Origin of the sequence: Polaribacter sp. BAL334 (assembly GCF_015767435.1) — a bacterium.
Lineage (GTDB): Bacteria > Bacteroidota > Bacteroidia > Flavobacteriales > Flavobacteriaceae > Polaribacter.
In genome coordinates this window covers 49,875-75,627 of record NZ_JADWOV010000233.1, presented here as the reverse complement: position 1 = coordinate 75,627, position 25,753 = coordinate 49,875, and the positions used below count along the sequence as shown (strand labels likewise).

Annotated in this window: 19 protein-coding genes; 13 read left to right on the top strand and 6 right to left on the bottom strand. The window is 32.9% G+C overall.

Annotation, left to right across the window (positions count from 1 at the left end):
* Nucleotides 1-370 precede the first annotated feature (370 nt).
* The 11 genes from thrS (at nt 371) to IU405_RS03310 (ending at nt 15,229) form a co-directional block, all read left to right on the top strand.
* Complete coding sequence (gene thrS / locus IU405_RS03360) at nt 371-2,311, top strand: threonine--tRNA ligase (RefSeq protein WP_197437198.1); 1,941 nt, start codon at nt 371-373, stop codon at nt 2,309-2,311.
* 82 nt (nt 2,312-2,393) lie between these two features.
* Nucleotides 2,394-2,948 carry a translation initiation factor IF-3 gene (gene infC, locus IU405_RS03355; protein ID WP_317193343.1) on the top strand — a complete coding sequence of 185 codons (555 nt, stop codon included), beginning with the start codon at nt 2,394-2,396 and terminating at the stop codon, nt 2,946-2,948.
* Nucleotides 2,949-3,010: 62 nt separating this feature from the next.
* Nucleotides 3,011-3,208, top strand: a complete 198-nt coding sequence (rpmI, locus tag IU405_RS03350; RefSeq protein WP_105047205.1) for a 50S ribosomal protein L35 — start codon at nt 3,011-3,013, stop codon at nt 3,206-3,208.
* A 145-nt stretch (nt 3,209-3,353) separates the two neighbouring features.
* Nucleotides 3,354-3,698, top strand: coding sequence for a 50S ribosomal protein L20 (rplT, locus tag IU405_RS03345; RefSeq protein ID WP_197437197.1), 345 nt, complete (start codon nt 3,354-3,356; stop codon nt 3,696-3,698).
* Nucleotides 3,699-3,776: 78 nt separating this feature from the next.
* Nucleotides 3,777-4,370 carry a hypothetical protein gene (locus IU405_RS03340; RefSeq protein WP_197437196.1) on the top strand — a complete coding sequence of 198 codons (594 nt, stop codon included), beginning with the start codon at nt 3,777-3,779 and terminating at the stop codon, nt 4,368-4,370.
* 218 nt (nt 4,371-4,588) lie between these two features.
* Complete coding sequence (gene glgA, locus IU405_RS03335; RefSeq protein ID WP_197437195.1) at nt 4,589-5,803, top strand: glycogen synthase; 1,215 nt, start codon at nt 4,589-4,591, stop codon at nt 5,801-5,803.
* On the top strand, nt 5,800-7,065 hold the full coding sequence (locus tag IU405_RS03330) for a glucose-1-phosphate adenylyltransferase (RefSeq protein ID WP_197437194.1): 1,266 nt from the start codon (nt 5,800-5,802) through the stop codon (nt 7,063-7,065). Before glgA ends, IU405_RS03330 begins: the two co-directional genes overlap by 4 nt.
* Before the next feature lie 28 nt (nt 7,066-7,093).
* Complete coding sequence (locus tag IU405_RS03325; RefSeq protein WP_197437193.1) at nt 7,094-9,031, top strand: alpha-1,4-glucan--maltose-1-phosphate maltosyltransferase; 1,938 nt, start codon at nt 7,094-7,096, stop codon at nt 9,029-9,031.
* 2 nt (nt 9,032-9,033) lie between these two features.
* Nucleotides 9,034-10,662, top strand: a complete 1,629-nt coding sequence (locus IU405_RS03320) for a trehalose synthase (RefSeq protein ID WP_197437192.1) — start codon at nt 9,034-9,036, stop codon at nt 10,660-10,662.
* A 4-nt stretch (nt 10,663-10,666) separates the two neighbouring features.
* Entirely contained in the window at nt 10,667-12,574 is a 1,908-nt protein-coding gene (gene glgB, locus IU405_RS03315) for a 1,4-alpha-glucan branching protein GlgB (protein ID WP_197437191.1), read from the top strand.
* A gap of 249 nt (nt 12,575-12,823) precedes the next feature.
* On the top strand, nt 12,824-15,229 hold the full coding sequence (locus tag IU405_RS03310) for a glycoside hydrolase family 31 protein (RefSeq protein ID WP_197437190.1): 2,406 nt from the start codon (nt 12,824-12,826) through the stop codon (nt 15,227-15,229).
* Between the two features lie 72 nt (nt 15,230-15,301).
* Here the strand turns inward: IU405_RS03310 and prfA are convergent, their stop codons facing one another.
* A complete protein-coding gene (prfA, locus tag IU405_RS03305) occupies nt 15,302-16,378 on the bottom strand; it encodes a peptide chain release factor 1 (RefSeq protein WP_197437189.1) in 1,077 nt (358 codons plus the stop codon).
* Nucleotides 16,379-16,449: 71 nt separating this feature from the next.
* Here prfA and IU405_RS03300 point away from each other — a divergent pair, with 71 nt between their 5' ends.
* Entirely contained in the window at nt 16,450-16,884 is a 435-nt protein-coding gene (locus tag IU405_RS03300) for a DUF6265 family protein (protein WP_197437188.1), read from the top strand.
* 7 nt (nt 16,885-16,891) lie between these two features.
* Here the strand turns inward: IU405_RS03300 and IU405_RS03295 are convergent, their stop codons facing one another.
* From IU405_RS03295 to IU405_RS03285, 3 genes are all read right to left on the bottom strand, one after another.
* Nucleotides 16,892-19,441 (bottom strand): adenosylcobalamin-dependent ribonucleoside-diphosphate reductase, encoded by a 2,550-nt coding sequence (locus IU405_RS03295; RefSeq protein WP_197437187.1) that lies wholly within the window; start codon nt 19,439-19,441, stop codon nt 16,892-16,894.
* 173 nt (nt 19,442-19,614) lie between these two features.
* Complete coding sequence (locus tag IU405_RS03290) at nt 19,615-20,814, bottom strand: AIR synthase related protein (RefSeq protein WP_197437186.1); 1,200 nt, start codon at nt 20,812-20,814, stop codon at nt 19,615-19,617.
* A 73-nt stretch (nt 20,815-20,887) separates the two neighbouring features.
* Nucleotides 20,888-23,071, bottom strand: coding sequence for a glutamine synthetase III (locus IU405_RS03285; protein WP_197437185.1), 2,184 nt, complete (start codon nt 23,069-23,071; stop codon nt 20,888-20,890).
* A 168-nt stretch (nt 23,072-23,239) separates the two neighbouring features.
* Here IU405_RS03285 and IU405_RS03280 point away from each other — a divergent pair, with 168 nt between their 5' ends.
* Nucleotides 23,240-24,262 carry a glutamine synthetase beta-grasp domain-containing protein gene (locus tag IU405_RS03280; protein WP_197437184.1) on the top strand — a complete coding sequence of 341 codons (1,023 nt, stop codon included), beginning with the start codon at nt 23,240-23,242 and terminating at the stop codon, nt 24,260-24,262.
* A 97-nt stretch (nt 24,263-24,359) separates the two neighbouring features.
* Here IU405_RS03280 and IU405_RS03275 read toward each other — a convergent pair whose 3' ends face one another.
* Together IU405_RS03275 and IU405_RS03270 are read right to left on the bottom strand one after the other, a co-directional pair.
* Nucleotides 24,360-25,070: a DUF4197 domain-containing protein gene (locus IU405_RS03275; RefSeq protein WP_197437183.1), complete on the bottom strand. Its 711-nt coding sequence runs from the start codon at nt 25,068-25,070 to the stop codon at nt 24,360-24,362.
* Between the two features lie 102 nt (nt 25,071-25,172).
* Entirely contained in the window at nt 25,173-25,715 is a 543-nt protein-coding gene (locus tag IU405_RS03270) for a DUF4136 domain-containing protein (protein ID WP_197437182.1), read from the bottom strand.
* Nucleotides 25,716-25,753 lie beyond the last annotated feature (38 nt).

Genomic DNA, 25,753 nt, shown 5'->3' with positions numbered 1-25,753 from the left:
TTTTTATTCCCACAATAAAAAAAATTATTTTTTTTTATTCTTTTTCTAAACCCTCTAAATACTTACTCCTGAACGTGCACCCATTTATTTTGGGACTGCAAAGATAATACTCTTTTTTTTCCCTAAACAAATTTTTTGGGAGAAATGTTAGAAATAAATTTGACATTTATATTAGAATGCTAATTGTCAGAGAATTGTATTTTATAAAAATATTCTATTAAAACATCAAAGTAGTTTATTTGATTGAATATCTACCAAATTTTAGGTTAGAAACTAAATCCACATCTGAAAGATTTATCAAGATATGTATTAAATAATTGTAAGAAATATCCATTTCTAATATCTTTGCCCATAAAATTAATCATCAATAATGATCAAAATCACATTACCTGACGGAAGTATTAAAGAGTTTCCTATCAATAGCACTCCAATGGATGTTGCAAAAAGTATCAGTGAAGGATTGGCTAGAAATGTTATTTCAGCAAGTTTTAATGAAAAAACCATTGAAACTTCTACTCCACTAACATCAGATGGCACTCTTATTTTATATACGTTTGATGATGCAAATGGCAAAAAAGCTTTTTGGCATTCTTCTGCACACGTTTTAGCAGAAGCTATCTTGCAATTTTATCCAAATGCAAAGCTTACAATTGGGCCTGCCATAGAAAATGGTTTTTATTATGATATTGATTTAGGGGAAGAAACGTTATCAGAAAAAGACTTCAAAAAGATTGAAGATGCATTCTTAGAAATTGCTCGTGGAAAACATGAATTTAAAATGCGAGAAGTTTCAAAGGCGGATGCATTGGCTTTGTATCAAAAAGAAAGCAATCCTTATAAAATTGAGTTGATTGAAAACCTGATTGATGGTGATATCACTTTTTGTGACCACAATACTTTTACAGATTTATGTAGAGGAGGACATATTCCGAATACTGGATTTATAAAAGCTGTGAAAATCACAAATGTTGCTGGAGCTTATTGGAGAGGTGATGAAAAAAATAATCAATTGACACGTGTTTATGGAATTTCTTTCCCAAAGCAAAAAATGCTTACTGATTATTTAGAATTAATTGAAGAAGCAAAAAAACGTGATCACAGAAAACTAGGAAAAGAGTTAGAGTTATTTACATTTTCACAAAAAGTAGGAGCTGGATTGCCTTTATGGTTACCAAAAGGAGCTGCTTTGCGTGGACGATTGGAAAATTTCTTAAAAGCTGCACAAAAAAAAGCAGGTTATGAAATGGTGATGACTCCTCATATTGGACAAAAAGAATTGTATATTACTTCTGGTCATTATGAAAAATATGGTGCAGATAGTTTTCAATCAATCAAAACTCCGAAAATGGACGAAGAGTTTTTATTGAAACCTATGAATTGTCCTCATCACTGTGAAGTTTATAATTTCAAACCTTATTCTTACAAAGACTTACCAAAACGTTTTGCCGAATTTGGAACTGTTTATAGATATGAGCAAAGTGGAGAATTGCATGGATTGACAAGAGTTAGAGGATTCACACAAGATGATGCTCATATATTTTGTACACCAGAACAATTAGATCAAGAATTTAAAAATGTGATTGATTTAGTGTTGTATGTATTTGGTTCTCTTGGTTTTGAGAATTTCACAGCGCAAGTATCTATCAGAGATATGCAAAACCTTGACAAATATATTGGCGATGTTGAAACTTGGGAATTGGCAGAAAAAGCCATCATCAGTGCAGCAACTGATAAAGGACTTAATTTTGTTATTGAAGAAGGTGAAGCTGCGTTTTATGGTCCGAAATTAGACTTTATGGTAAAGGATGCTTTAGGAAGAAGTTGGCAGTTGGGAACCATTCAAGTGGATTATAATTTACCAAAACGTTTCGATTTAACCTATAAAGGTGCAGATGACAAGTTGCACAGACCTGTAATGATTCACAGAGCGCCTTTTGGTTCTATGGAACGATTTATTGCAGTGTTATTGGAGCATACAGCAGGAAATTTCCCTCTTTGGTTGACTCCAGATCAGGTTATCTTATTGCCAATCAGTGAGAAATATCAAAAATATTCAGAAAAAGTTTTAGAATCGCTAGAAAATTCCGAAATTCGCGCCCTCTTAGATACTAGAAATGAGAAAACTGGCAGAAAGATTAGAGATGCTGAAGTTGCTAAAATACCATTTATGGTAATTGTTGGTGAAAAGGAAGAGGAAACTGGAACAATATCTGTAAGAAAACATGGTGAAGGAGATATAGGAACTTTCACAATAGCGGAGTTTGTAGAATTTATCAAAAAAGAAGAAGATAAAACTCTAAAGAAATTTTAATACTTTAGAGTTCTAAAATAAAATAGACAATCAAAAACCTGGAGACAGGAATAAGTTAAATTTAAATTTAAACGTCATAGCAATTAAAAAAACTAGGTCATCTAGACCTTTAAGAGTAGTAAAAGAAGATCAACATAGAATTAATGAAAATATACGATATGTTGATGAAGTTCGTCTTGTAGGCGAAAACGTAGAAGTTGGTGTATATCCTTTGTTAAAAGCGAAATTACTAGCAAGGGAAATGGAACTTGATTTGGTAGAAATTTCTCCCAATGCAAAACCACCAGTTTGTAAAATTATCGATTATAAGAAATTTTTGTACGAGCAGAAAAAACGCGAAAAAGTGTTGAAAGCAAAAGCTGCAAAAGTGGTTATAAAAGAAATTCGTTTTGGACCTCAAACTGATGAACATGACTATGAATTTAAAAAGAAAAATGCCCTGAAATTTTTACAAGAAGGTGCAAAATTAAAGGCATTTGTATTTTTTAAAGGACGTTCAATCATTTTCAAAGAACAAGGTCAAATCTTATTGTTAAGATTGGCTCAAGATCTTGAAGAACATGGAAAAGTTGAGCAACTTCCAAAGTTAGAAGGTAAACGTATGATTATGTTTATCGCTCCAAAAAAAGTGAAATAACACGATTCTGAAGAAAGTTCAGAAAAAAATAAATTTATAAGCAAGATAAAAACGAAGGAGAAATGCCTAAAATGAAAACCAAATCAAGTGCTAAGAAACGTTTTAAACTAACTGGCACTGGTAAAATCAAAAGAAAACATGCGTTTAAAAGTCACATCTTAACAAAGAAGTCTACTAAACGTAAATTGAAGTTAACTCACGACACGTTAGTACACAAGTCGGATGAGGCTAGCATCATGAGACAATTAAACTTGAAATAAAGTTTATTAGGGAATTAATTATTAACCATGGAGTGAGGCAAAAAAAGAGTTTTAAGTTTTAAGTTTTAAGTTATTAGTTGACCAACAACTAAAATCTAAAAACCAACAACTAAATAAACCGCCCACTACAAAAACAATTTGAATTATGCCAAGATCAGTAAATTCAGTAGCTTCAAGAAATAGAAGAAAAAAAATCTTGAAAGCAGCAAAAGGTTACTTCGGACGTAGAAAAAACGTTTATACAGTAGCAAAAAATGCGGTTGAAAAAGGAATGCTTTATGCATACAGAGACCGTAAAAACAATAAGAGAAACTTCCGTTCATTGTGGATAACGCGTATCAACGCTGCTGCACGTTTGCATGGAATGTCTTACTCTCAGTTTATTGGAAAAGTGAAAGCCAATCAAATCGAACTAAATCGTAAAGTTTTAGCAGATTTGGCTGTTAACAATCCACAAGCTTTTAAGGCAGTTGTAGAGAAAATTAAATAAATAATAATACTTGCTTATAATAAAACCCAAACGATTGTTTGGGTTTTTTTTATACATTTACACTCCAAAAATCACAAAATGAGACTATTTATATCCGCTATTTTATTGATTTTATTATCAAACTCTGTATTTTCACAAACAGAAATCACAGAACCCATCACAGAACCCAAAACTATTGAAGGTCAATTTGATAAAATGTTTCGAATTTCTTCCACCTATCAAACTTATAAAGTTATTGATAAGGATGCGTTTATTCTTTTGAAAAACAATGTTTTAGATTCTATAAAAAAAACAAAAAAAGCCCTAGTTGAATTAGAAAATTTACTAAAAGACGAACGCGAATCTATTGCATATTTAAATGAATCCATGACCAAAATGCAATTGGAACTGGACAATGCTTTATCAAAAGAAGATACCATTTCGTTTTTTGGAATTCCTTTGAGCAAAATTACCTACAGCTTACTTTTATGGACAATCATTATTGGACTTGGAAGTGGATTGGGTTTCTTTGTATTTAAATTTTTCAGAAGTGATGTTTTGACAAAACAAGCGCAAGAAAATTTAATTACAGTTGAGGAAGAATTTGAAGTATATCGAAAAAAATCAATAGAAAGAGAACAAAAATTACGAAGACAATTACAAGACGAAATTAATAAACATAGAAATTCTTAAGATTTTATAGTTAAAATTTACATTATTTCTTATGTAATTGAAATATCATTAAAATATCAATATTGTTTTCTCAAATAGTCATTCTATTATTAACAAACTGACAATTATTTTATCATTACAAATTCCTTATCATAATATTTTGTAGTTTTATTGCTAATTTATACCTTAATGGGCTGTAAATAAACTCAATCAATACCATAAAAAACTACCAACTATTTATGAAAACCCTTTTTTTTACAAGAGAATTTCCTCCTTATGTTTATGGTGGTGCTGGCGTACACGTTGAATATTTGGCTGAAGAGTTATCAAAACTAATGAAAGTTGAAGTTCGGAGTTTTGGAAATCAAGATACTATTGAGGGGAATTTAACCGTAAAAGGATTTCCTTATGAGAATCCACTTTTTGATGCTGCTGATGACAAACTAAAAGCAGTTTTCAAAACCTTAAGCACAGGTTTGCATATGAATGCTGATTTTATTGATGCTGATATTGTGCATTGCCACACATGGTATGCGCATTTTGCAGGAATTGTTGCAAAATTGTGTTATGGAATTCCATTGGTAATCACTACACATTCCTTAGAACCTTTAAGACCTTGGAAAAGAGAACAATTAGGTCGTGGTTATGACGCTTCTTCTTGGATAGAAAAAACGGCAATTGAAATGGCTGATGCATTGATTGCAGTTTCTGAAGAAACCAAAGAAGACGTTTTAAAATATTTTAATGTTGATGAGAAAAAGGTAAAAGTGATTTATAATGGCATCAATTTGCAGCAATATATCACTACCTCAGAAAGCGAAACTTTGGATGAATATCAAGTAGATAAAACAAAACCTTACGTTCTTTTTGTGGGAAGAATTACCAGACAAAAAGGCATTATTCATTTGGTAAATGCTATCAAATATATTGATGAAAATACCCAAATCGTTTTGTGTGCAGGTGCTCCTGATACAAAAGAAATTGGTATTGAAATGGAAGAAGCTGTAAACGAAATCAAAAAAACCAGAAAAAACATCATTTGGATTGACAAAATGCTCGAAAAAAATCAAGTCATTCAATTGTATTCTCATGCAGACGTTTTCTGTTGCCCATCCATTTACGAACCTTTTGGAATTATCAACATAGAAGCAATGGCTTGTAATACTGCTGTTGTTGCAAGTGCTGTTGGCGGAATTAAAGAAGTTGTTGTAGACGGTGAAACTGGAATTTTAGTTCCTGTTGAACAACAAACGGAAGCTCCTTTTGAGCCTGTACATCCTGATAAATTTGCTAGAGATTTGGCAAATGGAATTAATACATTAATCAATAATCCAACATTACGAAATTCCATGGCTCAAAAAGGTCGAAAACGTGTGGAAGATTATTTTGATTGGATTTCAATCGCAAAACAAACTGAAGAATTATATAAATCATTAAAATTAGCATCAAAATGATCAATGACAAAGTATTAGGAATTATTTTAGGAGGTGGACAAGGTTCAAGATTGTATCCTTTAACAAAAGACAGATCAAAACCAGCTGTTCCCATTGCTGGAAAATATAGATTGGTTGATATTCCAATCTCTAATTGTATCAATTCTGAAATCAAAAGAGTATATGTTTTAACACAATTTAACTCTGCATCATTAAATAAACACATCAAAAACACCTATCATTTTAGCTTTTTTAGCTCTGCATTTGTGGATGTATTGGCTGCAGAACAAACGATTCATAGTGACAAATGGTTTCAGGGAACTGCTGATGCTGTAAGACAAAGTATGCACCATTTTTTACAAAATGATTTTGAATATGCCTTGATTCTATCTGGTGACCAATTGTATCAAATGGATTTTAATAAAATGGTAAAAGCACACGAAGAAAGTGGCGCAGAAATTTCCATTGCAACGTATCCTGTAAATGCAAAAGATGCTACTTCTTTCGGAATTTTAAAAACCAACGAAGAAAATTTTATCACTTCATTTATCGAAAAACCTTCTGCTGATTTGTTACCTGAATGGACATCTGAAGTAAGTCAACAAATGAAAAACGAGGGCAGAGATTATTTGGCTTCTATGGGAATTTATATTTTCAACAGAAGTCTTTTAGAAGAGTTGATGAAAGATCCAAATACCAATGATTTTGGAAAAGAAATCATTCCGCAAGCTATCAAAAATCACAAAACATTGAGCTATCAATATGAAGGATATTGGACTGATATCGGAAATATTGATTCCTTTTTTGAAGCAAATTTAGGTTTGACAGATGATGTTCCACAATTCAATTTATTTGATAATAAACCTATTTTTACAAGAGCTAGAATCTTACCAACATCCAAAATTTCTGGAACCATTTTTAACAAAACAATCATTGGTGATGGCTGTATCATTTTAGCCGAAAAGATTGAAAAATCAGTGATTGGAATTCGTTCAAGAATTGGAAAAAATACGCTGATTTCGAATACTTATATGATGGGAAGTGATTATTATGAATCCTTAAAATCTGTTGAAAAAAATCATATTGAAATTATGATGGGAATTGGAGATAGATGTTATATTCACAATTGTATCATCGATAAAAATTGCAGAATTGGTGATGATGTTCGCATTAATGGTGGAAAACATTTAGCTGATACAGAGACAGATACCTATGTTGTAAAAGATGGAATTGTGGTTATCAAAAAAGAAGCAACCATTGCAAAAGGAACGAATATAGGTTAATAATTCATTTTTTTAAATAGTTAATTGAATGCAAAATCAAAGTAGAATTGTTGTAGAAAATGTTGCGCCTCAAATCAATGGTGGAAACATTTTTATAAAACGTGTTGTTGACGAAATTGTACCTGTCACTGCTGATGTTTTAGTAGATGGTCATGATGTGATTCAGGCAAGTTTGCTATACAAACATGAATCTGAAAAAAAATGGTCTGAAACCAGAATGAATCCAACGTTTAATGATGAATTTTCAGCCAGTTTTCAAACCATAAAACAAGGTTTTTACTCCTATAAAGTAGAAGGTTGGGTTGATTATGCCTTGAATTGGCAACATGGAATTCAACGAAAAATTGACGATTATCAACACGTAAATTCGGAGTTGTTAGAAGGGGCAGTTTTATTAGAAAACATGCTAACAAATGTGAATGAAGATGATAAAAATTATTTGTTGCATTTGATTTTTATTTTCAAAAATAGCGAACATTATAATGAAGCTATCAAAGAAGCTGTTTCTGAAAGATTGCACTCGGTTTTCAAACATCATCCTGAAAAATTACTTACAAATTGTTCGCAAGAATTTCTAGTGTATGTGGATAGAAAAAAAGCACTATTTTCAACTTGGTATGAATTTTTTCCACGTTCAGCTTCAGAACAGGAAGGCGTTCATGGCACTTTCAATGATTGCCATCGTTTGTTGCCAAGAGTAGCTCAAATGGGTTTTGATACCTTATATTTTCCGCCAATTCATCCTATTGGTGAAGTGAACAGAAAAGGAAAAAACAATACCACAGTTGCACAAGAAGGTGATGTTGGTTCAACTTGGGGAATTGGCTCACGATTTGGAGGCCATAAAGACATTCATCCTGAATTAGGAAATTTAGACGATTTCAAACATTTAATTGCAAAAGCAACTGAGTTGGGAATTGAAATTGCCATGGATTTTGCATTGCAAGCTGCTCCTGATCATCCTTGGGTAAAAGAACATCCAAGTTGGTTTAAATGGAGACCTGATGGAACCGTACAATATGCTGAAAATCCACCCAAAAAATACCAAGATATTTTACCAATTTATTGGGAAACAGCTGATTATAAAAACCTTTGGCAAGAATGTTTAGACATTTTATTGTATTGGATTGATTGTGGAATTCGAGTTTTTAGAGTGGACAATCCGCATACAAAACCGTATTATTTTTGGAATTGGGTGATTAGTGAAGTGAAAAAACAACATCCAGATATTTTGTTTTTAGCAGAAGCTTTTACGAAACCAAAAATTATGCAACAATTGGCAAAACAAGGATATACACAGTCATATACTTATTTTACTTGGCGCGAATCAAAACATGAATTGATGGCATATGTGAACGAATTGACACAAACCAATCAACGTGAATTTATGCGACCAAATTTTTGGCCAAATACGCCTGATATCAATCCTTTTCATTTGCAAGGTGCTCCAGAATCTAGGTACTTGCAACGTTATGCGTTGGCAGCTACTTTAAGTTCAAATATTGGAATTTATGGGCCTGTTTTTGAGCAAATGATTAGCACTCCAATTCCTGGAAAAGAAGAATATTATATGTCTGAAAAGTTTCAATTGTGTCATTATGATTGGTTTAAAGAAAATAAAATCACAGCTTTAATCACAAAAATAAATCACATCAGAAAACAACAAGAATCCTATCAACAAACCAATAATATAAAATTTTTAGAAACTGGAAACGATCAATTAATCGCTTTTTATAAGTGGAATGATGCAAAAACCAATGAAACATTGACTATTATCAGTTTGGATGCGTATCATTCACAATCAGGTTCAGTACAATTGCCTATACAGGATGTACAAATTCATCATGGTCAAAAAATTGAGGTAGAAGATTTAGTGACTAGAAATTGTTATAATTGGTACAATGAATGGAATTACGTTGAAATACATCCTACATTGCCTTTTCATATTTTTAAGATAAATAAATAAGAATGCTCGAACAAGAAACATCCAACACTCAATTTCCTATTTTTTCTTCCAATAATAATTGGGAAAATTTAATGGAGGACAAAGCGTTTATTCAGGTTTTTTTAGCTGATGTTTTAGAGGATTATATCGTAAAACAACGTTGGTATGGAGGAAAATCTAGCAAACTAAAATACATTGAGTTGAGTGATTATTTTCGAATTCAACATCATGATGAAGTCTATTTTGGATTGTTATTAGAGGTTGATTTTGAAGAAGCTTTTTATCATCATTATTTTTTACCAATTGCTTTTGTTTCCGATGAAACCTTTGCGCAAGAAAATCGAATTTTACCAATAAATTTAAAAAATCAGCAAGGTTTTATCATTGATGCCATTCATTTAGAAGCCTTTAGAAAAGTTGTGTATCATAGAATTTCAGCTGCTTTGCCAGTTGACAAAACACCTGTGCAATATCACAAATCTGATAATTTTGAATTTCCACCTTATGAATCCTCGCGATTTATGGGCGTTGAACAAAGCAATACTTCCATCATTTACAACAATACATTTATCTTAAAATTTTTTAGAAGAATTTATGCTGACAAAAATCCTGATTACGAAATGAGCCGATTTTTGTCTGACATCAAGGAATTTAAACACACACCTCCGTATTTAGGAAGCATCAATATCATTGATTCTGACAATACCAACGTAACTATTGGTTTGATGCAAAAATTGTTTCCCAATAAAGGAGATGCTTGGGAATATTTTTTGAAAGAATTACAACTAATTTATCAAAATATTGATACTAAAAAACCCGTTTTTACTGATTTTCCTGACATAACTGTTTTTGAAAGAAGAAAAATTTCAGAACTTCCAGAAAAAATAATTGATTTAATTGGATTGAATTTGCTCAACAAAGTTTCTTTGTTAGCGCAGAGAACCGCAGAAATGCACATTGCTTTGGGTTCAGAATTCGAAGAAACTGCCTTCACTCCTACTCGTTTTAACAATGATTATTCGGTTTGGTTAAAAAATAGATTGACGTATCAATTCCAAAATCGATTGAATTTAACCGAAAATAATCTCCATCATTTAGAAGGATATTCATTGCAACTTGCCAAAGAATTTTTGGCAAACAAAAATATCATCCGTAAAAAATTGGTGAATTTTGATTGGACAAAACTAAAAGGTGAACGCATTCGCATTCATGGCGATTATCATTTAGGGCAAATTTTAGTGCAAGATGATGATTTTTGCATCCTCGATTTTGAAGGCGAACCAGAAAGTACCATCAGAGATCGAAAAGTAAAACAACCTCCATTGAAAGATGTGGCTGGCTTATTTCGCTCTTTTCATTATGCGATTTATGCAACAATTTTTAATCATCAAGACCGATTTTCTTCTTCTCAAGAAACGCTTTTCGAATTTGGAGAACTGATTTATAAATATTTAGTAGCTGTTTTTTTGGAAACCTACAGAGAAATTACACAACAGGCCAATCTATCCATTGGCTATACCAATGAAAGAGTTTATTTATTGAAATATTGCTTATTAGAAAAAGCAATTTATGAACTTGGCTACGAACTTAACTCAAGACCTAAATGGACAATCATTCCATTAAAAGGCATTGCAAACATTTTGAACTCATAAAAACATGACGAAAACAAAAGTACACAGTCTTTTTACAGATTTTGATATTAGCTTATTCAAAGCTGGAAAGCATTATCGATTATATGAAAAATTTGGTTCACACATCATTACTGTTGATGGTGAAGAAGGAACTTATTTTGCGGTTTGGGCACCAACTGCGAAAATGGTTTCCGTTATTGGAGATTTCAATTTTTGGTTGGAAGGTGAACACCAATTAAATGTGCGTTGGGATGGCAGTGGCATTTGGGAAGGTTTTATTCCAGGTGTTGGAAAAGGAAATATCTACAAATACAAAATCCACAGTTCTAACAACGATATCAGAACCGAAAAAGCAGATCCATTTGCGCGCAGATGCGAACATCCACCAAAAACAGCTTCTGTTGTTTGGAAAGATTCCTATGATTGGAAAGACGTAAAATGGATGAAAAACAGAAAAAAGAACAATGCATTAGATGCGCCTTTTTCTGTCTATGAAGTGCATTTGGGTTCTTGGAAAAAGCAAGTTGCTCAAAATCGATTTTTGAGTTATGTAGAATTGGCAGATGAATTGGTAAATTATGTGGCAGAAATGAATTTTACGCATGTAGAATTTATGCCCATCATGGAATATCCTTATGACCCAAGTTGGGGATATCAATTGGTTGGGTATTTTGCACCCACAGCACGTTTTGGATATCCAGAAGAATTCAAATATTTGGTGGATAAATTTCACGAAAAAGGCATTGGTGTTTTGTTAGATTGGGTTCCTTCTCACTTTCCTTCTGATGATCATGGCTTAGGTTTTTTTGATGGCTCGCATTTATACGAACATCCAGATCAGCGAAAAGGCTATCATCAAGATTGGAAAAGTTTGATTTTTAATTATGGCCGCAATGAAATCAAAGCATTTTTAATCAGTAATGCTATTTTTTGGTTAGACCAATTTCACGCAGATGGATTGCGAGTTGATGCTGTTGCATCCATGTTATTTTTAGATTATTCACGTGAAGAAGGACAATGGGAACCCAATATGTTTGGTGGAAGAGAATATTTAGAAGCCATCGATTTTATCAAAGATATGAATACAGAAGTCTATGCTTCTTTCCCTGACGTGCAAACAATTGCAGAAGAATCTACATCATTTCCAAAAGTTTCACGTCCAATTTATGATGGCGGTTTAGGATTTGGAATGAAATGGATGATGGGCTGGATGCATGATACTCTTGAATATTTTGCCAAAGAACCTATTTACAGAAAACATCATCAAAATGATTTGACATTCAGTTTGAATTACGCTTTTACCGAAAATTTTATGCTGCCTTTATCTCATGACGAAGTAGTATATGGCAAAAAAGCCATTGTCGATAAAATGCCTGGTGATGAGTGGCAACGTTTTGCAAATTTGAGATTGTTGTATAGTTTTATGTACACACATCCTGGAACAAAATTATTGTTTCAAGGAGGAGAATTTGGACAAACTTCGGAATGGAATTTCCAAACAAGTTTAGATTGGCATTTGTTGCAATATGATGTTCACAAAGGCGCACAAAACTTGGTAAAAGACTTAAATAAACTCTATAAAAAAGAACCTGCTTTGTATCAAAAACAGTTTTCGCATGAAGGTTTTGAATGGATTGACCATGGAGATCATCAAAATTCGGTGTTGACCTATATCAGAAAAGGAGAACATGAAAAAGACAACGTGATTGTGGTATTGAATTTGACCCCAGTTCCAAGAGAAAACTACAGAATTGGACTTCCAAAAGAAGGCACTTTAAAAGAAGTTTTTAATAGTGATGCCACAAAATATCATGGTTCAGGAAATTATAAAAACAAAAATCTGACAACGGAAGTTAGAGAATGGAACGGAAGAGCACATTCACTAGAGTTGGATTTACCTCCATTAGCGATGATGGCTTTCAAATTTCAATAAAAAACAAAACATCCCTTTTTTGAATTCTCAAAAAAGGGATGTTTTTTTGTGATATTATAAAAATATATCGCCTTTTTTAATAGGAATATAAATTGGTCTTGAATGTCTAAATTCTCATCACAGATTGTGAATTTTCATTGATTTATAGTATTTTTACACGCAAACGTTGTCGTAAAAAATAGCTAAAAACAAAGACTGTTTTCTAAACTTTTACGATTTTTACACGACTAAAAAAACAAGCAAAAAAAAATGATTGTTAATACCGAACTTGAACAAAAAGGAAATCTATTTCCATCAGAAATAATCAATTATAAAAAAGTAGTTGACACGCTTTTTTTCACTACCAAAAATAATGTTGTTTTACAAGTAACTGTTGTCAGAGATAGCGTTATTCGTTTTAGATATACCACTACTGGAAAATTTGACAATGATTTTTCTTACGGAATTACCATTCACGCTTCTAGAGGATATAATTTTTTAGAGGTTACTGAAGAAAAAGATCATTACATCATCAAAACTTCAAAACTAATTTGTAAAGTAGAAAAATTGAGCTTGCAAATTAAGATTTATGATGCCCTTGATTTAAAACTCATCAACGAAGACGAACTTGGTTTTCACTGGGAAGAAAGTTATGAATTTGGAGGTGATATCGTAAAAATGAGCAAAGTTTGTCAACGTTCAGAAAGCTATTATGGCTTGGGAGACAAACCTGTTGGCGTAAATATGAAAGGAAAACGTTTCGAAAACTGGGTAACAGATTCGTATGCTTTTGGAAAAGATACAGACCCTATTTACAAAGCGATTCCTTTTTATACAGCCATTCAAGATAATAAATCGTACGGAATTTTCTTTGACAATACCTTCAAAACTCATTTCGATTTTGGGCAAGAACGCAGAAATGTAACAAGTTTTTGGGCAAATGGTGGTGAAATGAATTACTATTTCATTTATGGTCCAAAAATGGAAGATGTTGTTGCCAATTATACGGATTTAACAGGAAAACCTCATGCATTGCCTCCATTATGGGCACTCGGTTTTCATCAATGTAAATGGAGTTATTTTCCAGAAAGTGAAGTAAAAACAATCACCAAAACTTTTAGAGATTTAAAAATTCCTTGTGATGCCATCTATTTGGATATTGATTATATGGATGGTTTTCGTTGTTTTACCTGGGATAAAAACCATTTTCCAGACCCAAAAAGAATGGTGAAAGAATTGGAAGATGATGGTTTTAAAACGGTTGTAATTATTGATCCAGGAATTAAAATCGATTTAGAATATAGCGTTTTCAAAGAAGCTTTAGACAAAGATTATTTTTGTAAAAGAGCTGATGGTCCTTATATGAAAGGAAAAGTGTGGCCTGGTGAATGTTATTTTCCTGATTATACAAAATCAGAAGTGCGTGAATGGTGGTCTGAATTATTTAAAGAATTGATTGAAGATATTGGCGTAAAAGGTGTTTGGAATGATATGAACGAACCTGCAGTAATGGAAGTTCCTAACAAAACATTTCCTGATGATGTGCGTCATGATTTTGATGGAAATCCTTGCAGTCACAGAAAAGCACATAATGTATATGGAATGCAAATGGCAAGAGCCACCTATCATGGATTGAAAAAATTTGCGTATCCAAAACGTCCTTTTGTCATTACAAGAGCCGCTTATTCTGGTACACAACGTTACACCTCCACTTGGATGGGAGACAATGTGGCAACTTGGGAACATTTATGGATTGCAAACGTGCAAGCACAAAGAATGGCAATGTCTGGTTTCTCTTTTGCAGGAAGTGATATTGGTGGATTTGCAGAACAACCTCAAGGCGAATTATTTGCAAGATGGATTCAATTAGGCGTGTTTCACGCGTTTTGTAGAGTACATTCTTCTGGAGATCATGGAGAACAAGAGCCTTGGGTTTTTGGCGATGAAATAACGGATATCGTCAGAAAATTCATTGAATTGCGTTACCAATTATTACCGTATTTATACACTGCTTTTTGGGATTATATCAATGATGGAATTCCGATTTTGAAATCCTTGGTATTGTTTGATCAAGAAGATGTGCACACACATTACAGAAGTGATGAATTTGTATATGGAGATAAAATTTTGGTTTGCCCAGTTTTAGAACCCAACACCAAAGGAAGAAGAATGTATGTTCCTAGAGGAAATTGGTATAATTTCTGGACAGATGAAATCGTAGAAGGAGGAAAAGAAATGTGGGTAGATGCAGATTTGGATAGCATGCCCATTTTCATCAAAGAAGGTGCTGTGATTCCGAAATATCCTATACAACAATATGTTGGCGAAAAAGAATTTGATGAAATCACCTTGGATGTGTATTTCAAAATAGGCAAAGAAACCTCCAAATTATACGATGATGCACATGATGGCTATGACTATAAAAAAGGACGTTATAGTTTGCGTACCTTCAAATTTACAGGGAAAGAAAATGAATGTATAATTCAACAACACAAAGAAGGAAAATTTGATGCGCAATACAACAATTTCAGAATTGTATTCCACAACTTGCCATTCAAAATTACCTCTTTCGAAATTGACAACGTAAAAGTGGATTTACAAGACAGCAATGGAAACAAACACCAAGAAATTGTGGTTGATAAAACATTTACAGAAATTCATTTGTTTGGGAAATAAAAATTTATTGATTTAAAAATAAAAAGCCTCTATCTAAGAGGCTTTTGTATTTTATAATGTAATGATGGTTAGTTAAAACCCATCACCCAACTGTTTCAGTTTTGAAGTATTTTCTGCCATCATCAATTCGTCAATAATTCGTTGAATATCACCATTTAAAATATTTGGCAAATCATACAAAGACAACCCAATTCTATGGTCAGTAACACGTCCCTGTGCATAATTATAGGTTCTGATTTTTGCACTTCTGTCTCCAGATGAAACCATAGAACCTCTTTTTAAGGCATCTTCTTCTTGTCTTTTTGCCAACTCAATATCATACAAACGCGAACGTAATACCTTGAATGCTTTTTCTTTGTTTTTATGTTGTGATTTTTGATCTTGACATTGTGCCACCAATCCTGTAGGAATGTGTGTTAAACGAACTGCAGAATACGTCGTATTTACAGATTGACCTCCAGGTCCTGATGAACAGAAAAAGTCAATTCGAACATCTTTTGGATTGATTTCAACATCAAATTCTTCAGCCTCAGGAAACACCATACAAGTAGCAGCAGAAGTGTGAACACGTCCTTGCGTTTCCGTTTGTGGAACACGTTGCACACGATGAACACCTGCTTCAAACTTTAAAGTTCCATACACATCTTCGCCATTTACTTCAAACTGAATTTCTTTGAATCCGCCATTGGTTCCTTCCGAAAAATCAACAATTGAAACATTCCAACCTTTGCTTTCGCAATATTTTGAATACATTCTGAACAAATCTCCCGCAAAAATACTTGCCTCATCTCCTCCAGTTCCAGCACGCAATTCTACTACAGCATTTTTAGCATCTTCAGGCTCTCTAGGAATCAATAAAAACTTAATTTCGTCTTCTAAACCAGGAATTTTATCTTGTGCTTCATCCATTTCAGCTTTTGCCATTTCCACCATTTCTGGGTCTGAACCATCTGCCAAAATTTCTTTTGCTTCATCAATACTGTTCAAAAGTGAAATGTATTCATTTCCTTTTTTAACAACTTTTCCTAAATCTTTGTATTCTTTGCTTAATTGTATGTATCTTTTTTGATCAGAAATAATTTCTGGCTGAATAATCAAGTCAGAAACCTCATCATAACGCTGTTTTACAATACGAATTTTTTCAATCATGGTGTCCTCTTTTCTAAGGTTGCGAATTTACAATTTTTATAGGTATCTTTGAAAAAAGGAAACTAATTTTTATGAGAACTCTAGTCGTATTTTTTTGTGCTATTTTATTGGTAAATTGCCAAAAAGAAGTAAAAAAACCATCAAAACCAACATTTTTAATTGGCAATTGGATTCGTTTAAACGATTCTGAAGGCAATAAAACCTACGAAAATTGGAAAAGCGATTTAACGGGAATGGGAATTACCATCAACAACGGAAAAACAGTTTTTAATGAACAGATGAGCATCCTTGAAATCAATGACACCTTGCATTTAAAGGTTTCAAACGTGAATGAAACGCCTACTTATTTCAAGTTTACATCGCAAACAGATACTTCTTTTGTATGCGAAAACCCACAAAATGAATTCCCGAAAAAGATTCATTATTTCATTGAAAATCAACAATTAAAAGCCATCATTTCTTCTGATGACTTTCGAATTGATTTTATTTTTGAGAAGGTGAAATAACTAAATTCTAACCACATTTAGACGAGCCACAATCTTTGCAAGTCAAGCAGCCTTCTTGATAAATCAATGCTTTTGAATGGCAATTTTCGCAGGTTTGACCTTTGGCAACAACACCATCTTCAACATATCTTTTTAAAGTTCTTTGAACACCACTTTTCCAAGTATTGATGGAATTGTTATCAAAATGCAAGGTATTTATCAATTCAATCACTTTGTGAATGGGCATTCCATGACGCATAATTCCTGAAATTAATTTGGCATAATTCCAAAATTCAGGATTGAATTTATAGGACAATCCTTCAATAATGGTTTTATAACCCAATTTATTTTGATATTGAAAATCATATCTAGATTGTCCATCTTCATCATAATTTTTAACAATCAAGCCTTTTTCAACCCATTGTGGAATGACAATTCCGTTTTCATCATCCAACAATCCTGTAAAAATTTCATAGGGTTTGTTTTCAACCAAACCAACCAAAGCAATCCATTTCTCCTTTTGATTTTGAAAACGAACCACATCAGCTTCTAAAATTTGAGGACGTTTTACAGGAAAAATTCCAATTGTTTCTTCTTTTTTTTCATCATTCGAAATCAAAACCCCAGAACGTGAACCATCTCTATAAACAGTCACTCCTTTACAACCAACTTCCCATGCTTTCAAATACAATTCCCCAACCAATTCTTCAGTAACATCATTGGGTAAATTGATGGTCACACTAATGGAATGATCTACCCATTTTTGAATGGCACCTTGCATGGTTACTTTGCTTAGCCAATCAATATCATTGGAAGTTGCTTTATAATAAGGCGATTTTTTTACTAAATCGTCAATTTCTTCTTGTGTAAAATTTCGATTGGTATCTATTTGATTGACTTCCATCCACTTTTTAAATTTGTGATGAAACACCACAAATTCTTCCCAAGAATCTCCAATTTCATCTACAAAATCAACTTTTACATTTTTATCATTTGGATTTACTTTTTTTCTACGCTTGTAAACAGGCATAAAAACCGGCTCAATTCCCGAAGAAGTTTGTGTCATCAAACTGGTGGTTCCTGTTGGCGCAATGGTGAGCAAAGCAATATTTCTTCTGCCATGTTCCAACATTTCGTAATACAATTGAGAATCAGCCTCTTTTAAACGAAGAATAAATGGATTGTTTTTTTCTTTATCAGCATCAAAAATCGAAAATGAACCTCGTTCTTTGGCCAAATTTACAGAAGCTCTGTAGGTTTCAACCGCCAATGTTTTATGAATTTCTGTGGCAAATTGATTGCCCTTTTCACTTCCATATCGCAAACCCAAAGCAGCCAACATATCCCCTTCAGCAGTGATGCCAATTCCTGTTCTTCTGCCTTCATAAGCTTTTTGTCTGATGTTGAGCCACAATTGTTTTTCAACGGCTTTTACTACATCTTCCTCTGGATCTTGATCTATTTTTTCTAGAATTTTGTCGATTTTTTCCAATTCCAAATCAATAATATCGTCCATCATTCTTTGGGCAATTTCAACGTGTTTTTTGAACAATGGAAAATCAAAACTGGCTTTTTCTTCAAAAGGATGAGTTACATACGAATATAAATTGATGGCCAATAAACGACAAGAATCATAAGGACACAAAGGAATTTCGCCACATGGATTTGTGGAAACTGTCTTATAACCAACATCTGAATAACAATCTGGAACTGATTCTTTGATAATAGTATCCCAAAATAAAATTCCAGGTTCAGCAGATTTCCAAGCATTGTGTACTATTTTTTTCCAAATTTTGGATGCTTCTATTTCTTTTTGAAACACTGGAATTTTGCTAAAAACAGGATATTTTTGAATGTATTTTGAATCTGATTTTACAGCTTTCATAAACTCGTCATCAATTTTTACAGATACATTTGCGCCAGTAACTTTGCCTTGTTCTAATTTTGCATCAATAAAATCTTCAGCATCAGGATGATTGATAGAAACTGACAACATTAACGCTCCACGTCTGCCATCTTGTGCCACTTCTCTTGTGGAATTTGAATAGCGTTCCATAAAAGGAACAATACCTGTGGAAGTCAAAGCAGAATTTTTTACAGGCGATCCTTTTGGACGAATATGAGACAAATCATGCCCAACTCCACCTCTTCTTTTCATCAATTGCACTTGCTCTTGATCAATTTTTAAAATGCCTCCATAAGAATCTGATTCTCCATTATTTCCGATGACAAAACAATTGGAAAGTGAGGCAATTTGAAAAGGATTTCCAATACCAGCCATTGGACTTCCTTGAGGAACAATGTATTTGAAATTTTTAATCACATCGAATATTTCCTTTTCTGAAAGTGAATTTGGATATTTTTTTTCAATTCTTGCGATTTCTTTGGCAATTCTGTGGTGCATGTCATCAGGAGAACTTTCATAAATGGTCCCTTCTGAATCTTTTAATGCATATTTATTCAACCAAACTGATGCTGCTAACTCATCGTTTTTAAAATAAATCAATGCTGCTTTTAAGGCTGATTCTCGGGTAATTTTTGATGTTTTTTTGATCGAAGAAGTCTCTGAAATTGACATGATAAAATACGTTTTTGAGGTTGTTTTTTTGCATGTGAAATTTCCTTAAAATATGATTTGCAAAACATGATATTTATCATAAAAATCATTGACTTTTATATAGATAACTAAATATCAGCATTTTAAAACTTATCAACAAGAAAAAGTTGATAAGTTATAGATTTCAAAAAATACTAATACTCAAAAACCCCAAATTCACTTTTAATTGTCAGTTTTTTAGTTAGGTTCTGATTTTCATCAGAATTAAAATCTTCAACACGACCTACAATTTGCGCATCCACATGAAAGGATTTTGAAATCGCAATAATATCACTGGCAATTTCAGGAGAAACATACAATTCCATTCTGTGACCGCAATTGAATACTTGATACATTTCTTTCCAGTCCGTTTTTGATTGCTCTTGAATCAACTTGAATAAAGGTGGAATTGGAAATAAATTATCTTTGATAATATGCAGATTGTCAACGAAATGCAAAATTTTAGTTTGTGCACCACCAGAACAATGAATCATTCCATGAATGCTTTCTGAGTTGTATTTTGATAAAATTTCTTTGATGATTGGTGCATAGGTTCTTGTGGGCGACAATACCAATTTTCCAGCATCAATTGTGGAATTTTCAACGGAATCAGTTAGTTTTATATTTCCAGCATACACCAAATCTTCAGGAACTGCTGCATCAAAACTTTCTGGATATTTTTCGGCTAAATACTTATGAAAAACATCATGTCTTGCAGAAGTCAATCCGTTTGAACCCATACCTCCATTGTATTGATTTTCATAAGTTGCTTGTCCAAAAGATGCCAAACCAACTATGACATCACCCGCTTTTATATTCGAATTGTCAATCACATTAGCACGTTTCATTCTTGCAGTAACTGTGGAATCAACAATAATTGTGCGAACCAAATCGCCCACATCTGCAGTTTCTCCTCCAGTGGAATGAATGGTTACACCAAACTTTTTCAACTCGCCAATCAATTCTTCAGTTCCATTAATAATTGCAGATAAAACCTCTCCAGGAATCAAACTTTTATTTCTTCCAATGGTAGATGAAAGCATGATATTATCTGTAGCACCAACACAAATTAAATCGTCAATATTCATGATTAAAGCATCTTGCGCAATGCCTTTCCAAACGGATATATCACCAGTTTCTTTCCAATACATGTAAGCCAAAGAAGATTTTGTGCCTGCGCCATCTGCGTGCATAATCAAACAAAAATCATCATCATTGGTTAAATAATCAGGAACAATTTTGCAAAAAGCTTTTGGAAAAAGACCTTTATCAATGTTTTTGATGGCATTGTGAACATCTTCTTTTGCGGCAGAAACACCTCTTTGTGCGTATCTTTTTGAAACTTCTTGACTCATAAATATGGATTTGTGCGTTTGCAAATTTACTCTTTTACAAAAAAAATCCTACTGAAAAGTAGGATGTTTTCTATTATCTTGTAAACAATAATTCTCTATATTTTGTTAATGGCCACAAACCGTCATCAACCATGGTTTCCAGTTTGTCACAATGATATCGAATTTGATCGAAAAATGGTTTCACAGTTTTGCAATAAGCGTCCGCAGATTTTGCGCCATGCAATAAATTGGCTATTTTTCGAGCTTCTACCATTTGCAAAGAAAGCGCATTGATTTCAGTGATGTGATTGGAAATAATCATGATGAGTTCGATTTGTTCTTTGGCGATTTTTTTAAAATCCTCTCCAAAGATTTCTTTCAAATTCTTGGTATTTTCCAACAAGGTATTTTGATATTTGATAGCCACAGGAACAATGTGATTTCGGGCAATATCACCCAAAACACGACTTTCTATTTGCAAGCGTTTGGTATATTCTTCCAATTCAATTTCATAACGCGCTTCCATTTCTATGCTGTTCATGACTTCCATTTCTTGAAATAAATCAATCACTTTTTTAGAAATCTTTATTTTAAGTGCCTCAGGTGTTGTCTTATTATTTGACAACCCTCTTTTTTTGGCTTCTTTCTCCCAAGATTCGCTATATCCATCACCTTCAAAACGTATTTTTTTACACTCTTTAATGTATTCTCTCAATACATTAAAAATAGCTTCGTCTTTTTTGAGATTTTTATCATCGATCAAAATATCCACTTCCTTTTTAAAATCTTTCAATTGTTTGGCAACAATGGTATTTAAAATAGTCATTGGAATGGCGCAATTTGCCCAAGAACCTACAGCTCTAAATTCAAATTTATTTCCTGTAAAAGCAAAAGGCGAAGTTCTATTTCTGTCAGTATTATCCAATAAAATTTCAGGAATTTTACCAATAATATTCAATTTTAAATCGGTTTTTTCTTCCGGAGATAATTTCCCTATAGTTACATTTTCCAACTCATCTAAGACATTTGAAAGTTGCGTTCCAATAAAAACGGACATGATTGCTGGAGGCGCTTCATTGGCTCCTAATCTATAGTCATTACTTGCAGAGGCTATGGAAGCACGCAATAATTCCTCGTTTTCATACACTGCTTTGATAGTATTCACAAAAAACGTCAAAAACTGTAAATTTTTCATGGGAGTTTTTCCAGGACTCAACAAATTTGTTCCGTCAGAAGTTGACAAAGACCAATTATTATGCTTTCCAGAACCATTGATTCCTGCAAATGGTTTTTCGTGAAATAACACTTTAAAATGATGTCTTCTAGCGATTTTCCCCATCACATCCATCAACAAAGAATTGTGGTCAACAGCCAAATTTACCTCTTCAAAAATAGGTGCTAATTCAAACTGATTGGGTGCCACTTCATTATGTCTTGTTTTTACAGGAATTCCTAACAACATAGATTCTTGCTCTAAATCGCGCATAAAATTCATGGCTCTTAATGGAATACTTCCAAAATAATGATCATCCAATTGTTGCCCTTTTGCAGGCGTATGTCCCAACAAAGTTCTTCCTGTCATTAAAATATCGTGTCTTGATTGAGCCAACGCATCATCAATCAAAAAATATTCTTGTTCCCAGCCCAAAGTAGCATTGACTTTAGTAGCATTTTTATCAAAATATTTACAAACTGCTGTTGCGTGAATATCAATGGCTTGTAAAGCTCTTAATAAAGGCGTTTTGTTATCTAAAGCTTCACCAGTATATGCCACAAAAATGGTTGGAATACATAACGTAGTTTCAAAAATAAACGCTGGCGAAGTTGGATCCCAAGCAGTATAACCTCTTGCTTCAAAAGTATTTCTGATACCACCACTTGGAAAACTTGATGCATCAGGTTCTTGTTGCACTAATTGCTCACCATCAAATTTTTCCATTGCCAAACTTCCGTTGATAGATTCAAAAAAGGCATCGTGTTTTTCTGCAGTGGCACCTGTCAAAGGCTGAAACCAATGTGTATAATGAGTAGCTCCTTTTGAAATTGCCCAATCTTTCATACTAACAGCCACTTGATCAGCAATTTTACGGTCTATTTGTGTTCCTTTTTCGATAGCATTCATCACACTTTCGTAGGCAGATTTCGTAAGATACTGTTGCATAGCATGTTTGTTGAAAACATTTTTTCCAAACAATGCCGATCTTTTTTCTTTCTCTTCAATTTTTAGCGCTGTTCTATTGCGACTTTCTTGTAATGCAGCAAATCTAATTGTTGACATAATATGATTTTTAAATAGTAAATTTTATTCTTTATGCAAATATACCCTATAAAAATTAGGGATAAAATTATTTTTAATTGATTATCAAATTTTTACCCCTATTTTTTTTGATATCTAGCTAAAATATTTGATTTTTGTTACCTTAATTAACTTATAGAATAATTTACTATGGCAAAAATTAAATTAGAATACATTTGGTTAGATGGATATTATCCAACTCAAAATATGAGAAGTAAAACCAAAGTTGAAGAGCATGAAAACTTTCAAGGAACTATTGAAGAATTAGGAATGTGGTCTTTTGATGGTTCTTCAACAAGACAAGCTGAAGGGGGTTCTTCTGACTGTTTGTTAAAACCAGTTGCAATTTATCCAGATCCAGCAAGAATAAATGGTTATTTAGTAATGACAGAAGTTTTAAATCCTGATGGAACTCCACACGTTTCTAATGGTAGAGCTACTATCGATGATGAAGATGATGATTTTTGGTTTGGTTTTGAGCAGGAATACTTTATCATGGACAAGAAAACCTTATTACCTTTAGGATTCCCAATTGGAGGCTATCCAGCTCCACAAGGAATGTATTATTGTTCTGTAGGAGGGTTAAATACTCATGGAAGAGCTATGGTGGAAGAACATGCAAATCTTTGTATTGATGCAGGTTTAAACTTTGAAGGAATCAATCAAGAGGTTGCTTCAGGTCAATGGGAATTCCAATTATTTGCAAAAGGTGCTAAAAAAGCAGGTGACGAAATTTGGGTTGCTCGTTATTTATTAGACAGATTGACTGAAAAATATGGATGGTATATTGAATATCACCCAAAACCATTAGGAAAAGATATGGATTGGAATGGATCAGGAATGCATGCAAACTTCTCTAACTCAACATTGAGAACTTGTGGCTCACGTGAAGTGTATGAAAAAATCTGTGAGGCTTTCAGACCAGTTGTAAAAGAACATATTGCTGTTTATGGTGAATTTAACGATCAACGTTTGACAGGGAAACACGAAACTGCTTCTATTCATGATTTTGCTTATGGTGTTTCTGACAGAGGAGCATCTATCAGAATCCCAATCATCACTGTTCAAAAAGGATGGAAAGGTTGGTTAGAAGACAGAAGACCAGCTTCAAATGGTGATCCATATAAAATTGCAGGAAGAATCATCAAAACTGTAAAATCTGCTGGATTTTAATTCATTGATGTCATTAAGATAAAAAAACTCCGAAACTTAGTTTCGGAGTTTTTTTTATTTAAAATATTTTATAAAAAACAGTTATTAAAATGACAACTTACTTTTTATCTTGTAGTGCAAAAACTTGTTTTAATAATGCTGTATCTCTCAAACCTACTTTTTCACGGATTCCATCTTCTTCAACAGCAATCATCGTAAAAACGCCTTTCAAAGCTTGATTGGTAACATAATCTGTCAAATTTGGATTCACTTTTTTCACAAAAGGAATGGTATTGTATTTTGAAATTAACTGATTCCATATTTTATCTGCCTCTACTTTAGAAAAAGATTGCTCTACAACAGGCATAAAACTTTGATATAAATCTTGCTGAGTTTTAGTTTCTAAATACATTGTTGCTGCATTTTTTTCTCCCAATAAAATATTTTTAGCATCATTGAATGTAATTTCTTTAACCGCATTCACAAAAATTGGTGTGGCAGTTTTGACAGCATCCTCAGCTGCTCTGTTTAAAACTTTGATGCCTTCATCAACCAAATTCCCCATGCCAATTCTTCGCAATCCTTTGTCTACAGCTTTTAATTCATCAGGAATTAAAATTTTCACCAATTCATTTTTATAAAATCCGTCTTGAGCCGTTAGTTTTGTTACTTGATTTTTGATGCCATTGTCCAATGCTTGCTTGAGTCCATTACCTATTTGTTCCTGAGACAATCCCGTATTTCCTTTTATCTTATCAAACAATTTTTGAAATTGAGCATGCCCTACATTTCCTGTAGCTAAAATTAAAATTAGAAGTATTTTTTTCACTTTTTGAGTTTTATGTTTCTATGGAACTATTTTATTAAATTGGTATTTCAGTCAAAAATACTATGAAACCATAAAAAAACGCTCAAATGAGCATTTTAAATATTACTGCTTTTTCTCTGGAGGAAATCTTGAAACAATTTCTTTTACAAATTCATTGATTCTTATTTCTTTTTTATCTCTGTTTTCATTTCGTAAAGCTCCAGTTCCAATTCCTTGCCAAATCAATTCTTTCTTTTCTTTATCGATAAAATCAACAAATAAAGTTCCTTCAGTAAATTGAGAAATATTCACATTGTTCATACCTCCATTCATCATCCAAGGATTCCAGCCCCAACCCCAGCCCCAGCCAAAACCAACATTGTTTTGATTTACATCAACTCTTTCTCTTGATTTTGTAAAGAAACTAACCAACATGTCAGGATTTTCTGATTTTGTAAATCCTTGTGCTAACAAGGCTGTTTCTAAAGCTCTTAAAATTCGCTTTTTATCCAAATCAGAAATATCAACTTTGTCAATGCTTGGTTTGAAGAATGCAAAAGTTTTGTATTTAGAAAAATCAACTTGTGTATCGTAATCTGTAGTTACTTTTATAGAGCTACATGCGCCCAAAAGAACAACTGCTAGTAATAATATTATTTTTTTCATGATATATTAAGTTTAATTTACAGTCATTTGTTACAAAT

Bases quoted from the DNA above. Each gene is read 5' to 3' on its own strand.
- thrS (WP_197437198.1), top strand. From the start codon at position 371: ATGATCAAAATCACATTACCTGACGGAAGTATTAAAGAGTTTCCTATC.
- rpmI (WP_105047205.1), top strand. From the start codon at position 3,011: ATGCCTAAAATGAAAACCAAATCAAGTGCTAAGAAACGTTTTAAACTA.
- rplT (WP_197437197.1), top strand. From the start codon at position 3,354: ATGCCAAGATCAGTAAATTCAGTAGCTTCAAGAAATAGAAGAAAAAAA.
- IU405_RS03340 (WP_197437196.1), top strand. From the start codon at position 3,777: ATGAGACTATTTATATCCGCTATTTTATTGATTTTATTATCAAACTCT.
- glgA (WP_197437195.1), top strand. From the start codon at position 4,589: ATGAAAACCCTTTTTTTTACAAGAGAATTTCCTCCTTATGTTTATGGT.
- IU405_RS03330 (WP_197437194.1), top strand. From the start codon at position 5,800: ATGATCAATGACAAAGTATTAGGAATTATTTTAGGAGGTGGACAAGGT.
- IU405_RS03325 (WP_197437193.1), top strand. From the start codon at position 7,094: ATGCAAAATCAAAGTAGAATTGTTGTAGAAAATGTTGCGCCTCAAATC.
- IU405_RS03320 (WP_197437192.1), top strand. From the start codon at position 9,034: ATGCTCGAACAAGAAACATCCAACACTCAATTTCCTATTTTTTCTTCC.
- glgB (WP_197437191.1), top strand. From the start codon at position 10,667: ATGACGAAAACAAAAGTACACAGTCTTTTTACAGATTTTGATATTAGC.
- IU405_RS03310 (WP_197437190.1), top strand. From the start codon at position 12,824: ATGATTGTTAATACCGAACTTGAACAAAAAGGAAATCTATTTCCATCA.
- prfA (WP_197437189.1), bottom strand. From the start codon at position 16,378: ATGATTGAAAAAATTCGTATTGTAAAACAGCGTTATGATGAGGTTTCT.
- IU405_RS03300 (WP_197437188.1), top strand. From the start codon at position 16,450: ATGAGAACTCTAGTCGTATTTTTTTGTGCTATTTTATTGGTAAATTGC.
- IU405_RS03295 (WP_197437187.1), bottom strand. From the start codon at position 19,441: ATGTCAATTTCAGAGACTTCTTCGATCAAAAAAACATCAAAAATTACC.
- IU405_RS03290 (WP_197437186.1), bottom strand. From the start codon at position 20,814: ATGAGTCAAGAAGTTTCAAAAAGATACGCACAAAGAGGTGTTTCTGCC.
- IU405_RS03285 (WP_197437185.1), bottom strand. From the start codon at position 23,071: ATGTCAACAATTAGATTTGCTGCATTACAAGAAAGTCGCAATAGAACA.
- IU405_RS03280 (WP_197437184.1), top strand. From the start codon at position 23,240: ATGGCAAAAATTAAATTAGAATACATTTGGTTAGATGGATATTATCCA.
- IU405_RS03270 (WP_197437182.1), bottom strand. From the start codon at position 25,715: ATGAAAAAAATAATATTATTACTAGCAGTTGTTCTTTTGGGCGCATGT.